General features: G+C 67.9%; 11 protein-coding genes. 7 read left to right on the top strand and 4 right to left on the bottom strand.

Features of this window, described 5'->3' with window-relative positions:
* The first annotated feature begins 76 nt into the window (after positions 1-76).
* Positions 77-280, top strand: coding sequence for a hypothetical protein (locus tag AC3FOF_RS21215; protein ID WP_488727685.1), 204 nt, complete (start codon positions 77-79; stop codon positions 278-280).
* A 281-nt stretch (positions 281-561) separates the two neighbouring features.
* On the opposite strand, the gene AC3FOF_RS21210 is transcribed toward AC3FOF_RS21215, so the two are convergent.
* Positions 562-2076, bottom strand: coding sequence for an amidase (locus tag AC3FOF_RS21210; RefSeq protein ID WP_488727684.1), 1515 nt, complete (start codon positions 2074-2076; stop codon positions 562-564).
* Between the two features lie 197 nt (positions 2077-2273).
* Positions 2274-3395, bottom strand: coding sequence for a substrate-binding domain-containing protein (locus AC3FOF_RS21205; RefSeq protein WP_488727683.1), 1122 nt, complete (start codon positions 3393-3395; stop codon positions 2274-2276).
* 144 nt (positions 3396-3539) lie between these two features.
* On the opposite strand from AC3FOF_RS21205, the gene AC3FOF_RS21200 reads away from it, so the two are divergent.
* A complete protein-coding gene (locus AC3FOF_RS21200) occupies positions 3540-3953 on the top strand; it encodes a MarR family winged helix-turn-helix transcriptional regulator (RefSeq protein ID WP_017225440.1) in 414 nt (137 codons plus the stop codon).
* A gap of 21 nt (positions 3954-3974) precedes the next feature.
* Here the strand turns inward: AC3FOF_RS21200 and AC3FOF_RS21195 are convergent, their stop codons facing one another.
* Positions 3975-5387, bottom strand: a complete 1413-nt coding sequence (locus AC3FOF_RS21195) for a carbohydrate porin (RefSeq protein ID WP_488727682.1) — start codon at positions 5385-5387, stop codon at positions 3975-3977.
* A gap of 205 nt (positions 5388-5592) precedes the next feature.
* On the opposite strand from AC3FOF_RS21195, the gene AC3FOF_RS21190 reads away from it, so the two are divergent.
* The 5 genes from AC3FOF_RS21190 (at position 5593) to AC3FOF_RS21170 (ending at position 11019) form a co-directional block, all read left to right on the top strand.
* Entirely contained in the window at positions 5593-6291 is a 699-nt protein-coding gene (locus AC3FOF_RS21190; RefSeq protein WP_488727681.1) for a TetR/AcrR family transcriptional regulator, read from the top strand.
* A 99-nt stretch (positions 6292-6390) separates the two neighbouring features.
* The gene (locus AC3FOF_RS21185; protein ID WP_276267584.1) at positions 6391-7329 is read left to right on the top strand and encodes an HlyD family secretion protein; all 939 of its coding nucleotides are present in this window, start codon (positions 6391-6393) and stop codon (positions 7327-7329) included.
* Complete coding sequence (locus AC3FOF_RS21180) at positions 7326-8369, top strand: ABC transporter ATP-binding protein (protein WP_488727680.1); 1044 nt, start codon at positions 7326-7328, stop codon at positions 8367-8369. Before AC3FOF_RS21185 ends, AC3FOF_RS21180 begins: the two co-directional genes overlap by 4 nt.
* Positions 8366-9511 carry an ABC transporter permease gene (locus AC3FOF_RS21175; protein WP_017223859.1) on the top strand — a complete coding sequence of 382 codons (1146 nt, stop codon included), beginning with the start codon at positions 8366-8368 and terminating at the stop codon, positions 9509-9511. Before AC3FOF_RS21180 ends, AC3FOF_RS21175 begins: the two co-directional genes overlap by 4 nt.
* Before the next feature lie 11 nt (positions 9512-9522).
* On the top strand, positions 9523-11019 hold the full coding sequence (locus AC3FOF_RS21170; RefSeq protein WP_488727679.1) for an efflux transporter outer membrane subunit: 1497 nt from the start codon (positions 9523-9525) through the stop codon (positions 11017-11019).
* A 120-nt stretch (positions 11020-11139) separates the two neighbouring features.
* Here AC3FOF_RS21170 and AC3FOF_RS21165 read toward each other — a convergent pair whose 3' ends face one another.
* The gene (locus tag AC3FOF_RS21165; RefSeq protein WP_276267580.1) at positions 11140-12339 is read right to left on the bottom strand and encodes a pyridoxal phosphate-dependent aminotransferase; all 1200 of its coding nucleotides are present in this window, start codon (positions 12337-12339) and stop codon (positions 11140-11142) included.
* Positions 12340-12613: the final 274 nt, after the last annotated feature.

Below are 12613 nucleotides of genomic sequence, written 5' to 3'. Positions count from 1 at the left end.
AAATCTGGGGCCACCGCGCCCACGACGAAACCAGTGCCGTTCGTGTTCGAGTGGCCATATAAACTGGTAACGGCAGATGCCTGAATGGGCAAGCGAGATCGTCATTCAGGGGTCATACAATGAAACCACTGTCATTCGCAGCGGCAATGCCGTTCGTGCCGGTAGCGCCAGCAGTTTATTAGAACCGCCGCGACCACCACGAATCCGCAAAGCCACCAAGCCCGATAAGCCAGCCTCCTGCAAGGATCGCTTTCTTTTGGTTACTTTTCTTTACGAGTAAAGAAAAGTGACACCTCCATGTGCCCAAGAGCCCGACGCCACTCCGCCTTTAGGCCCTGCAGACCTGTCCCAACCCACCCAAGCCAAGCCAAAGCCCCTGACACCACTTCGCCTTTAGCCCCCGCAACCCTAAATCAGATCACCAGAAAATCCAGAAATAGCAACGGCAACCACATCCCTTCATTTTGAAACAACCACCATGAAGCGAAGAGGATAGGCAAGAGGGGTGGCTCAGCCAGGCACCACTGGAAACGAAGCCAACGGTTTTTGCCACCCCCCCCATCAGAACCCATGCCAGTCCCCGGCTTCCTCAAAGGCATGCGCCGCCCGGTAGATGGTCGCTTCGTCCCAGTGCTTGCCCACCAGCATCAGGCCGATCGGCAGGCCGTCGCCCAGTCCGCAGGGCAGGCTCATGGCCGGATGGCCGGTAGCGTCGAACGGCGCCGTGTTGGCGATCATCTCGAAGGCGCGCTGGATCACTTCGGCCAGCGGCGCGCCGGGTGCCGGGATCGGCTGCGCCTTCAGCGGCAGCGTCGGCATCAGCAGCAAGTCGTAGCGCTGCAGTTGCTCGTCGTAGGCGTTGCGCAACCGGCGCGCCAGGTTCTGCGCTTTGGCGTAGAAACGGCCACCATATTGCCGCATGAAGAATTCGCCCACAAACATCGATAGCTTGAGCGAGGGCGAGAGTTGGTCCGCCTGCTCGCGCCAGCCGGCATGGCGCTCAAGCAGGCTGGTCGTGTACAGGCCTTTCCAGTTGAACCCCATGCCGTTGCCGTGCATCATCTGCGCCTGCAAGCCTTCCAGTGCGATGGGTGTCCAGATGGCGGCCCCGTCCAGGTGCATGGGGATGCTGACCTCGTCCACGATCGCGCCAAGCTGTGCCAGCCGCTGCGCGCCGGCACGTACCTTGGCGTCGACATCCGCCTCGCTGTTGCCATGACCGAAACCCTCGCGCACCACGCCGATGCGCAAGCCCGCCACGCCCTTGCCAAGCGCCTCGGTATAGCGCGCCACGCGGGGGGCGTATTGACGCGGGTCCAGTCCGTCGGGCCCGGCGATCACTTCGAGCAGCAAGGCATTGTCCGCCACCGTGCGGGTCATCGGTCCGGTATGGTCGATGGTGGATTCGATGGGCATGATGCCGGTGTAGGGCACCAGCCCGTGCGTGGGCTTCATGCCATAGCAGCCGGAGAACGCGGCGGGGATGCGGATCGAGCCGCCCTGGTCGCCACCGATCGCCATGTCGACTTCGCCGGCGCCGACCAGCGCCCCGCAACCGGATGACGACCCGCCTGCGATATAGCCCATGCGGTAGGGATTGTGCACGGGGCCGCTGGCGTTGGTATGGCTGCCGCCCGAGAGGCAGAAGCACTCGCAATGCGCCTTGCCCACAATGGTGCCGCCGGCATCGAGGATGCGGGTCACCACGGTAGCGTCGATATCGGGAACATAGCCTTCCAGGGTGGAGGAGCCATTCATCATGGGCACCCCGGCCAGGCAGATATTGTCCTTGAGCACTACCGAGCGCCCCGCCAGCGCGCCGCCAGCCGCGCCCTTCACTTCGGTCTTGACGTACCAGGCATTGAGACGGTTTTCCTGCGGCGGCGGACGGTAGCCCGCGCTGCGCGGATAGCCCGGCTCGGGCAGGAAATCCGGCAATTCGTCGACACGGTCGTAGGCCTGGATGCTGCCCTCCATCAGGGCGAGGTACTCGGCGCATTCGTCCTCGCTCATGGTCATGTGCAAGCTCGAAATCAGTTCGCGCATCTGAGCCTGGGTGGGGCGCTTCACGGTCATGGCGTACTCCTGTGCGAGGTAGGGGGCAATGGCAATCGGGAGAGAAAGAGGCCGGCCTGGTTGCGCCGGGGCAGCCGTCATATTATTTTCCATAGAAATATTTTCCAAGGAAAATATTAGGCGGCTAGGGAAAACCATGAAACCGCGCCTGGGGTCCTGGGCGCCTGTCTGCCTTTCCGAGGTCTTGCGCCTGCGGCTCAGAGTTGCCTGACGACCTGGAAGAAATGGCCGTTGGCTTCGGCGAGAAACACCGGTTGCTGTACGCGGGCATTGCCGCGCCAGGACAATCCGCGCACGCTGCGAAACGCCAGGGGCGCGCAGCGCAGCGCCTGTTCCGGCGCGGCGGCCAAAGCCGCCAGGAAGTACATGCCATCGTAGACTGACTGCGCCAGCGCATTGAGCACCGGCGCCCGTTCGCCGAAGCGGCCGTGGTAGCGCTCCTTGAACGCCATGTTGACATCGTTGGCGAGCGCGGCGAAATAGCCGGAGGCCACGAACAGGCCGTCGGTATTGCCGGCGCCGATGGCCAGCAAGCCATTTTCCTCGATGGCGCACGACAGGCGCCTTACCCGCCGCTGCAGGCCGGATGCGCCGAATTCGCGATTGAAGCGCACCGCATCCTGCCCGATCAGTGAAAGCAGGACCGCATCGGGACGCAACGTTTGGATCTCCTCGAGCACCTTGCGATAGGACCCGCAACCGTGCGGCACATAGCGGTCCGCCAGCATTTCCCCGCCAAGGGCGCGCAGCGCGCCGGCCGCCTGGAAATGCGAGGCACGCGGCCAGACGCAGTCGTTGCCGACGAACACCCAGCGACGCGCCCGGTACTGCCGGACCATCGCCTCCAGCGCTGGCAGGAGCTGCAATTCCGGCGTTTCTCCGATCGCATAGACGCCGGGCGTCTTCTCGCCACCTTCGTAGAGCGGCGTATAGACAAAGGGGATACGCCCTGCGGTGGCGGCGCGCACGCGCGAACGTACCGCGCTGGTATGCATGCCGACCACGGCATCGAGCTCGCCCTCGCGCACCAGGGCACCCAGCAGGTCGGGAATATCGCGGCACTCGTCCACGGCATTGAACACCCGCAGGCAGATTTCGCGGCCGCCGATGCCGCCCTGCCGGTTGATCTCTTCGGCCGCGAGCTGCGCGCAGGCGCGCGCCGAAGGGCCCCAGATACCCGCGGCGCCGCGTACCGGCACCAGCAGGCCGACCGTCAGCCGGCCGGCACCGCAGCCACTGGCCTCGCCCTCGACCAGGCAGGTCGCAGACGGATCGTCCGGCGCCTGGGCGCGACTGGACCGCAGTGGCTTCCATTGCATGGCATCGTCTCCTGGCCGGGTTGGGCGGCAAATCCGCATCTTGGCAGCGCGCCTTTCCCATCGGAGGAACCAGGCCGGGGCACGGAACATTTTCCTGGGAAAGTTTTCTCGTATACTAACGCAGTGTTCCACGCAGGACTGCTCATGAGCGATATCGACGGCTACCTGGCCCAACTCTTGTCACGTGCCCACCACGCCGTCCATGGCCGGCTGGAGCAAGCCCTGGCCGGCGAAGGCGTGCAGGTCGAGCACTGGAAAGTGCTGCGCGTGCTGGCGGACGAGCAAGGGCATGCCATGGGCGAAGTGGCCCAGGCGCTGACCATGCATCCGCCCACCCTCACCAAGCTGGTCGACCGCATGATCAGCCAGGGCCTGGCCATGCGCAGCCCCGATCTTCATGACAACCGCCGTGTCCTGCTTTACGCCACGGACCAGGGATTGGCGCTATCGAAGCGGCTGAATCGCCTGGTGCAGCAGCATGAGGACGGCATCGTGCGCAGCATCGGCGCGGCCAGGGCGAAGCAGCTCAAGGCCCTGTTGGCCGAGCTGGGCAACTGATCGCCGGGGCGGTCACCGGGCTCAGAACTCGGCGTGCAGGCGCACGCCGTAGAACATCGCCGGGCCGCGGTCGCGGTTGTAGCCGGGATTGCGGATGTACTGGAAATCCGGGCTGATGCTCAGGTATTTGACCGGCTGGAAGCTGTAGAACACCTCCACGATCTGTTCCGGGCCGTACCTGAGCGCACCGTCGCCAAGGAAGGCGCCCTGCCCGCCGGCCGCCAGGTAGGCCTGGTGGCGCGAGCCCAGCATATTGACCGACATGGCCAGCCCCACCACGTCGCGTGGCCGTCCCCAGGCGTTGCCGTTGAGCACGCCGCCGGCGGCCACCTGGCGGCCGATCTCGGTAAAGGCGTAGGTCTCCGTCTTGTCGTCGGACATATTGGCGCGCGCGAACACGCCCAGGGAATCGTTGACCTTTTGCATCACGGACAGGCCGGCCCCAATCTTGGCGTGCTCCTCGCGCACATTGGCGACGTCCGGCGTGGTGCCGGTGGCGGCGCCGAATTGCAGCGCATCGCTGAACGCGCCCATGCGCGCCTTGTTGCGCCAGAACATCAGGCGCGCCACGCCGGGCTTGCCGGCCAGGCTGTAGCGCTTCTCGAACTCGAGCACGTCGCCATAGTGCGCGAACATGCGCGTATCGAGTTCCAGCCCGTTGGATTCCAGTGGCTGCAGGAAGCGGCCGAGCCGCACCGACCAGGTATCGCCGATGTATTCGAGCGCCACGCCCCAGTCGTAGCCGCGCGCATCGGCCGGATAGTCGAAGGAGCCGTGCGTCAGGAACGACCAGTTCATGAACTGCGTGCGCGGGTCGGAGCCATACTCGTTCTGGTCGAAGACGTCGAGCACGCCGAAATTGCCGGCGGTCAGCACGATGCGCCGCTTGTCGACGCTGCCGGCCAGCTGGTTGAAGTCGGCATCCTGCTGCTCGGTGCCGCCGCCCAGGCCCCAGGTCTGCCGGATAAAGGCACGCGCGCGGTAGAACACCGGGTTGGTGCTCGACACCTTGGCCAGTTCCCCGTTGGTGGGGCCCCCCACCCCGTGCAGTTCGGAGAACGGCACGCCCTGCGTCACTTCCGGGTTGAAGTGGAATTCCGCGCCGCGCCACAGGCGCAGCCCAAGATCGAGCGTGGCGCTGAACGAATAGCTCTTGGCGCGATCCGCCGTAAGGCTGTTGGGGCCCGAGTAGGCTGCCCCGAAAGACGGCTTGCGCTGCCAGATATAGGTGGTCTGCCCGTGGACGGCGAAGTCCTCCGGCGCATCGGCCGGCGCGGCCGCATCGCCATTGCCCGCGGCTTGCGCCTGCGCCATCGCCGGGAGCGCAGCCATGGCCGCCAGCGCGCCGGCCAGCGACAGGGCAGCCGCAGCCTTGCGAGAGGCGGAGGACAAGCGTGGCCGCGCCGGAGCGGCGGTGGAGCAACGAAGCAGCATGAAAGATCCGGGAAACGACGAAAGGCCGGGCAAGATGGATCCCGGCTGATTGGCGGACGAAGCATAGCCAAGCGTTTATGACATGTCTACCTTGTATTGTTGCGACGCAACATTCCAGTGGCTGCTGCCTGACTTTCCGAATCTGTCATCGCCCTTGAATTAATTAATTCATAAATTAATATTGTCTGCATAGCCTGGAGCCGCCATGCCACGTGCAGCAGACAATACGCCCGCAAGCCGCCGACCCGGCCGGCCGGCCGCCGGCAATGCCGGCGGCGCGGGCCAGCGCGAGCAGTTGCTCGACGCCGCCACCGCGCTGTTCGCGCAACACGGCGTGGCCGCCACCCCGATCAAGACCATTGCCGCGCATGCGGGCGTCACGCCGGCTCTGGTGCACTACTACTTCCGCGACCGCGACCAGTTGCTGGACGCGGTCGTCGACGAGCGCCTGCAGCCCCTGGTCGAACAGGTGTTCGTGCCGGCCGCCGCCGACAGCGCGGACCCGGCCGCCATGCTGATTGGCATTGCCGGCCGGCTGATCCGCACCGCGGCCGCCACGCCATGGTTCCCCGGACTATGGATCCGGGAGATCGTCGGCGCCGATGGGCAACTGCACCAGCGCGTGCTGCAGCGGATCGCGCTGCAACGCGCCGGCACCGTGATCGCCCCGCTGGCGGCAGCGCGCGCGCGCGGCGAAATCAACCCCGGGCTGGAGCCGCCGCTGTTGATGGTGTCGCTGATCGGCCTCGCGCTGCTGCCACTGGCAACTACCCATATCTGGCGCCGGCTGCCCGGCGCCGAGGCGATTGACAGCGAAGCGCTGGTGCGGCACGTCAGCGCGCTGCTGGCGCATGGCCTGGTGGCATCAAGGCCGGCGGCGCCAGCCGCGCCGCCTTCCGCCTGAATCCAGCCCGCCAGCCACGGAGCCCGCATGCCACGCCAACCCTCGCTTGACCTCCTCCCATCCGACCCTCGCCGGGCCGTGCGCCCGCGGCCGCTCGCCATGCCGGCTGCCGCCATCGGCGCGGCGCTATTGTGCGCCTGCGGCGAGCCGGCGCCGCCGTCCTGGCAAGGTTATGTGGAAGGCGAATTTGTCAGCGTGGCGTCGCCCTTCGCCGGCCGGCTGGACCAGCTCTCGGTCCAGCGCGGCCAGCAGGTGGCGGACGGCGCGCCGCTGTTCGCGCTGGAGGCCGAGGACGAGCGCGCCGCACGCCAGCAGGCCCAGGAGCAGATGCGCGCGGCCGAGTCGCAGCTGGCCGACCTGCAGACGGGCAAACGCCCGCCCGAAGTGGATGTCAGCCGCGCACAGCTGCTGCAGGCGCAGGCGGCCGCCCTGCGCAGCGCCGAGCAACGCAAGCGCGACGAGAGCCAGTACGCCATCGGCGGGATCGCACTGGCGCAACTGGAAGAAAGCCGTGCCACGGCCGCTTCCGATGCCGCCCGCGTGCGCGAACTGCAGCACGGCATCGAGGTGGCCCGGCTGCCAGGCCGCAGCGCCCAGCAGGCTGCCCAACAGGCCCAGGTCGCCGCAGCGCGGGCGGCACTGGCGCAGGCCGAGTGGAAGCTGTCGCGCAAGACCGTGAGCGCGACCCAGGCCGGCCTGGTCTACGATACGCCCTTCCGGCCGGGCGACTGGGTGCCCGCCGGCAGCCCGGTGGTGCGGCTGCTGCCGCCCGGCAACGTCAAGGTACGCTTCTACGTGCCGGAGACCGTGGTTGGCGCGCTCAGGAATGGCGAGACGGTGCGCGTGCGCTGCGATGGCTGCGCGGCGCCCATCGCGGCCACCGTCAGCTACATCTCCAGCCAGGCCGAGTACACGCCGCCGGTGATCTACAGCAACGAAACGCGCAGCAAGCTGGTGTTCCTGGTGGAAGCGCGGCCCGCGCCGGCCGATGCGCCAAAGCTGCACCCGGGCCAGCCGGTCGAGGTGGCCAGGCCATGAGCGCGACCGTTGCCGCCGACGGACCGCAAGCGCCACGCCGCGCAGCCGGACAGCCCGGCGAGCCGGGGAAACCGGGCGCGCTGGCCATCGATGTACATGACATCAACAAGCGCTACGGCGACAAGCACGTTGTCGTCGATCTCACCCTGCAGGTCGCGCGCGGGGAAATCTTCGGTTTCCTCGGCCCCAACGGCAGCGGCAAGACCACCTCGATCCGCATGATGTGCGGCCTGCTGACGCCGGACTCCGGCTCCGGCTCCTGCCTGGGCTACGACATCCTGCGCGAGACCGCCGAGATCAAGCGGCGCGTGGGCTATATGACGCAGAAGTTCTCCTACTGGGACGATCTCTCGATCCGCGAAAACCTGGATTTCGTCGCGCGCGTGTATGGCATGCCGCGGCGCCGCGAGGCCGTGGACAAGGCGCTGGAAGACCTCGGCCTGGCCAGCCGCGCCCAGCAACTGGCCGGCGCGCTGTCCGGCGGCTGGAAGCAGCGCCTGGCGCTGGCCGCCTGCCTGCTGCACGAGCCGGAGCTGCTGCTGCTCGACGAGCCCACCGCCGGGGTCGACCCGAAGGCGCGCCGCGATTTCTGGACGCAATTGCATCAGCTCGCCGCGCGCGGCATCTCGGTGCTGGTCAGCACGCATTACATGGACGAAGCCGAGCGCTGCCATAAGCTTGCCTATGTCGCCTACGGCAAGCTGCTGGCACAGGGCACGGCGAGCGAGGTGGTGGCCAGCCAGAAGCTGGTCACCTGGAGCGTCGAGGGCGAGCAGCTCTCCGCGCTGTCGGAACAACTGCAGGGCGAGCCCGGCGTGGAGCAGACCGTGGTGTTCGGCGGCGCGCTGCACGTCACCGGGCACGACGGCCCCGTCCTCGAAACCACGCTGCGCCGCATCGCCGGGCCCGGGCACCGGCTCGCGCCCATCGACACCAGCCTCGAGGATGTCTTCATCCACATGATGAGCCGGGCCGACGACAATATGCGCGCCGGCCAGCCCGGCAAGGGCAAGGACAGGGACAGGGAGACCAGGGCATGAACGGCTCCCGCTTCGCCTTCTCCCTGCAGCGCTGGTGGAGCATCGTGCTCAAGGAATTCCTGCAGCTGCGCCGCGACCGCGTCACCTTCGGCATGATCGTGGGCCTGCCCATCATGCAACTGCTGCTGTTCGGCTTCGCCATCAACACCGACCCGCGCCACCTCCCCACCGCGGTGATCGCCGCGGACCAGAGCGAGTTCACGCGCTCCTTCGTCGCGGGCATGCAGGCGTCCACGTACTTCCGCGTGGTGGGCACCCTGCCCGACGAAACGGCCGGCCGCGAGGCGTTGATGAAAGGCGACGTGCAGTTCGTGCTCAGCATCCCCCCCGATTTCACGCAGCGCCTGTTGCGCGGGGAGCGCCCGGCGCTGCTGGTGGAAGCCGACGCCACCGACCCGTCGGCCACCGGCGCGGCCGTGGCCGCGCTGGCGCAGCTGCCATACTCGGTGGCGGACAAGGACCTGCAGGGCGCGCTCGCGCACCTGGCGGGCGGCAAGCCGCCATTCGATGTCACGGTGCAGCACCTCTACAACCCCGAGGGCCTCACGCAGTACAACATCATCCCCGGCCTGATGGGCGTGATCCTGGCCATGACGATGGTGATGATGACGGGCCTGGCCATGACCCGCGAGCGCGAGCGCGGCACCATGGAAAACCTGCTGGCCACGCCGGTCAGGCCGCTCGAGGTGATCACCGGCAAGATCATTCCCTACATCTTCATCGGGCTGATCCAGTCCACCATCATCCTGCTGGCGGCGCGCCTGATCTTCCATGTGCCCTTCGTCGGCTCGGTGGTGGCGGTCTACCTGGCGGCGCTGTTGTTCATCGCCGCCAACCTCACGGTGGGCATCACGCTGTCCTCGCTGGCGCAGAACCAGTTGCAGGCCGTGCAGCTGACCTTCTTCTATTTCCTGCCCAACATCCTGCTGTCCGGCTTCATGTTCCCATTCCAGGGCATGCCGGGCTGGGCCCAGGCCATCGGCAACGTGCTGCCCATGACCTACTTCCACCGCATGATCCGCGGCATCCTGCTCAAGGGCAACGGCTGGACCGAGCTATGGCCCAATGTGTGGCCGATGCTGCTGTTCACCGTGGTGGTCATGACCATCGCGGTACGCTTCTACCGCCGCACACTGGATTGAGGGAGCCCGCCATGCAACCCTGGCCGCCTGTCCGGTCCACACCGCGCCGCGGCGCGCTCGCCATGCTGGCCGCGGCCACGCTGTCGGCCTGTGCCGTTGGCCCCGATTTCACAGCCCCGGCGGCGCCCGCCGCTTCCAGCTACACCGCCGGCGCGCAGCCGGTGCGCACCGGCGCCGCCGACGCGCCGCACGGCCAGGCGCAAACGCTGGAAGGTGGCACGGACGTGCCCGCGCAATGGTGGACCCTGTTCCGCAGCCCGGCGCTGGACCGCACCATCCGCGCGGCGCTCGACGCCAGCCCCACGCTGGCACAAGCCCAGGCCCGGCTCGAACAGGCACGCCAGGACCTGATGGCCAGCACCGGCGCGCTGCTGCTGCCCCGCGTGGACGCAAAACTCAACGGCACCCGGCAGCAGGTCGATCTCGCCTCGGTGGGCATCACCGCCTTTCCCAACCCGGGTCCCTTCACGCTGTATGGCGCCAGCGTCCAGGTCTCCTACACGCTCGACCTGTCCGGCGGCCAGCGGCGCGAGCTGGAGGGCCTGCGCGCCGCGGTGGACTACCAGCGCTACGAGCTTGAAGCGGCGCGCCTGGCGCTGGCCGGCAACGTGGCCACAGCCGCTATCCGCGAGGCCGGCCTGCGCGCGCAGCTCGCCGATACGGAGGCCATCGTGCAGGCCCAGCAGCAGCAACTTGCCATCACGGAGCAGCGGCTGCGGGCCGGCGGCGTGGCACGGGTGGAGGTGCAGCGCCAGCGCAACGAGCTGGCGCAGAGCCAGGCCTTGCTGCCGGGACTGGCACAACAGATTGCCGCCGCGCGCCATCAACTGGCGGTCTACCTGGGGCAGCCGCCGGCCAGCGCCGAGCTGCCCGAATTCCGGCTGGACGACCTCACGCTGCCCGCCACCCTGCCGCTCAGCCTGCCCTCCGCCATGGCACAACGGCGCCCGGACATCCGCGCGGCCGAAGCGCTGCTGCACCAGGCATCGGCCAATATCGGCGTGGCCACGGCACAGCTCTACCCGCAGCTCACCCTGTCCGGCAGCGCCGGCTCGCAGAGCTTGTCCGCGCGCGACCTGTTCGGCAGTTTCAACGTGTGGTCGCTGGCCGCCGGGCTGGTGCAGCCGGTGTTCCGCGGCGGCGAGCTGCTGGCCCGCAAGCGCTCGGCCGAGGCCGCCTACGAGCAAGCGCTGGCGGCCTACCGGCAGGCGGTGCTGCAAGGCCTGCGCGAAGTGGCCGATGCGCTGCGCGCGCTCGAAGCCGATGCCGGCACCTTGCAGGCCCGCGCCGACAGCGCCAGGCAGGCGCGGGACACGCTTGCCATCGTGGCCGGCCAGTACCGCCTCGGCGGCGTCAGCCAGCTTGCGGTGCTCGATGCCGAACGGCAATACCGGCAGGCGGCGCTCGCGCAGGCGCAGGCCACCGCCAGCCGCTTTACCGATTCCGCCGCGCTGCTGCAGGCGCTGGGCGGTGGCTGGTGGCAGGATCCGGCGTCCTCCCCGCGATAGGCCTGAAGGGCTGGCGAATCAGACCGGTCTGGCACGTGCTCGCACCGCCGGCATGCGAATGCTGCCGGCGGTCCTCGACGCCATCGCGAAGACCGCTCAGCCGTGGGAAAGCAGAATGGCTCAGCGTCCCAGAAACCCGCGCAGCCGCTTCACCCCGTCATCCAGCCTGGCCGCGTCGCAGGCATAGCACCACCGCACAAAGCCCTCCCCCTCATCCCCAAACGCGCTGCCCGGCGCCAGCCCGAGCCGCGCCTCGCGCACCAGTTGCTTGCACAGGGCGAGACTGTCGCTGGCTCCCGCCAGCCGGAAGAACACATACATGGCGCCGTCCGGCGCGTGCACGTCCACGCCCGGCACCGCGGCCAGCGCGCCCACCAGGTGATCGCGCGCCGCGCGCAGCCGCCCGACCAGGCCGCGCGTAAAGGCCTCGCCCTCGCGCACCGCCACGATGCCGGCCTCCTGCACGAAGGACGGCGCGCACGAGGTGTTGTACTCCACCAGCTTGCCGAGATCGTCGGTCAGCGCGGCGGGCAGCACCATCCAGCCCAGCCGCCAGCCAGTCATCAGCCAGGCCTTGGAAAACGAGTTGACGCAGATCACGCGCTCGTCGCGGCTGGCGATATCCAGGAAGGATGGCGCGATGGCGCCTTCGCCCGCATCGCCGCCGTAATACAGCCGCTCATAGACTTCATCGGCAATGATCCAGATGCCGTGGCGGCGGCAATGCGCCAGCACCGCCTGCTGGTCCGCGCGCGACATCACCCAGCCGGTGGGATTGTTGGGCGAGTTGATCATCAGCAGCCGCGTATCGGGCGTCAGCGCGGCCAGCAGCCTGTCGAGATCCAGGGTCCATCCATGCGCGCCGTAATCGAGCGAGACGGTCTCCACTTCCGCACCCAGTATCTTGGGTATCTCCACCAGGTTGGGCCACAGCGGCGTGACGGCAACCGCGCGGTCGCCGGGTCCGGCGACCAGTTGCGCGGCCAGCATCAGCGCATTGACGCCGGCGCTGGTGACCACCACGTTGTCCAGCGCCGTAGCGCCATGCAGCGCGCCGACGTAGTCGGCCAACGCGCTGCGCAGCGGCGCGATGCCGAGATTGTGCGTGTAGAAGGTGGCGCCGCCGGCCAGCGCACGGCTGGCGGCGTCGCGGATAAAGGCGGGCGTGACCTGGTCGGACTCGCCGAACCAGAACGGCAGCACGTCCGGCAGGCCGATGCCGGCGTTGGCCACCTCGCGAATGCGCGATGCGCGCAGGTGATGGACGGTGGCGCGGGCTGCGACCGGGGCGGGCGCGAAGCCGGACGGGCTGACGGACATCGGGACTCCTTGTGGCGTGAGGGTCATGCCGGCCCGGATGCCGAGGCGGTCGGCCCGTGTGGCGGCGGTTCAGCAAGCGTACCGCAAAGGCAGCCATTCGGGCCAATCGCGACAGTTCGCCGGCCTGCTCCCACCGACGGCGGCGGCCACCCGGCGCGCTCGGGGAATGCCCTAGGTCACTTCCAATCCTGTTGACAGTGCTGCGTCCATATCCTAGAACAACGTCTACAATTTCAATAGTTTTTGTAGACAATTTTGTATTCAAAAAAGGAAA

Source organism: Cupriavidus sp. 96C5-1, from assembly GCF_057798855.1.
Note: the sequence above shows the minus strand (reverse complement) of the source record. Positions and strands in the feature narration are given on the sequence as shown.

Excerpts from the sequence above, each read along its gene's own strand:
- AC3FOF_RS21215 (WP_488727685.1), top strand. The coding sequence starts at position 77 with ATGCCTGAATGGGCAAGCGAGATCGTCATTCAGGGGTCATACAATGAA.
- AC3FOF_RS21210 (WP_488727684.1), bottom strand. The coding sequence starts at position 2,076 with ATGACCGTGAAGCGCCCCACCCAGGCTCAGATGCGCGAACTGATTTCG.
- AC3FOF_RS21205 (WP_488727683.1), bottom strand. The coding sequence starts at position 3,395 with ATGCAATGGAAGCCACTGCGGTCCAGTCGCGCCCAGGCGCCGGACGAT.
- AC3FOF_RS21200 (WP_017225440.1), top strand. The coding sequence starts at position 3,540 with ATGAGCGATATCGACGGCTACCTGGCCCAACTCTTGTCACGTGCCCAC.
- AC3FOF_RS21195 (WP_488727682.1), bottom strand. The coding sequence starts at position 5,387 with ATGCTGCTTCGTTGCTCCACCGCCGCTCCGGCGCGGCCACGCTTGTCC.
- AC3FOF_RS21190 (WP_488727681.1), top strand. The coding sequence starts at position 5,593 with ATGCCACGTGCAGCAGACAATACGCCCGCAAGCCGCCGACCCGGCCGG.
- AC3FOF_RS21185 (WP_276267584.1), top strand. The coding sequence starts at position 6,391 with ATGCCGGCTGCCGCCATCGGCGCGGCGCTATTGTGCGCCTGCGGCGAG.
- AC3FOF_RS21180 (WP_488727680.1), top strand. The coding sequence starts at position 7,326 with ATGAGCGCGACCGTTGCCGCCGACGGACCGCAAGCGCCACGCCGCGCA.
- AC3FOF_RS21175 (WP_017223859.1), top strand. The coding sequence starts at position 8,366 with ATGAACGGCTCCCGCTTCGCCTTCTCCCTGCAGCGCTGGTGGAGCATC.
- AC3FOF_RS21170 (WP_488727679.1), top strand. The coding sequence starts at position 9,523 with ATGCAACCCTGGCCGCCTGTCCGGTCCACACCGCGCCGCGGCGCGCTC.
- AC3FOF_RS21165 (WP_276267580.1), bottom strand. The coding sequence starts at position 12,339 with ATGTCCGTCAGCCCGTCCGGCTTCGCGCCCGCCCCGGTCGCAGCCCGC.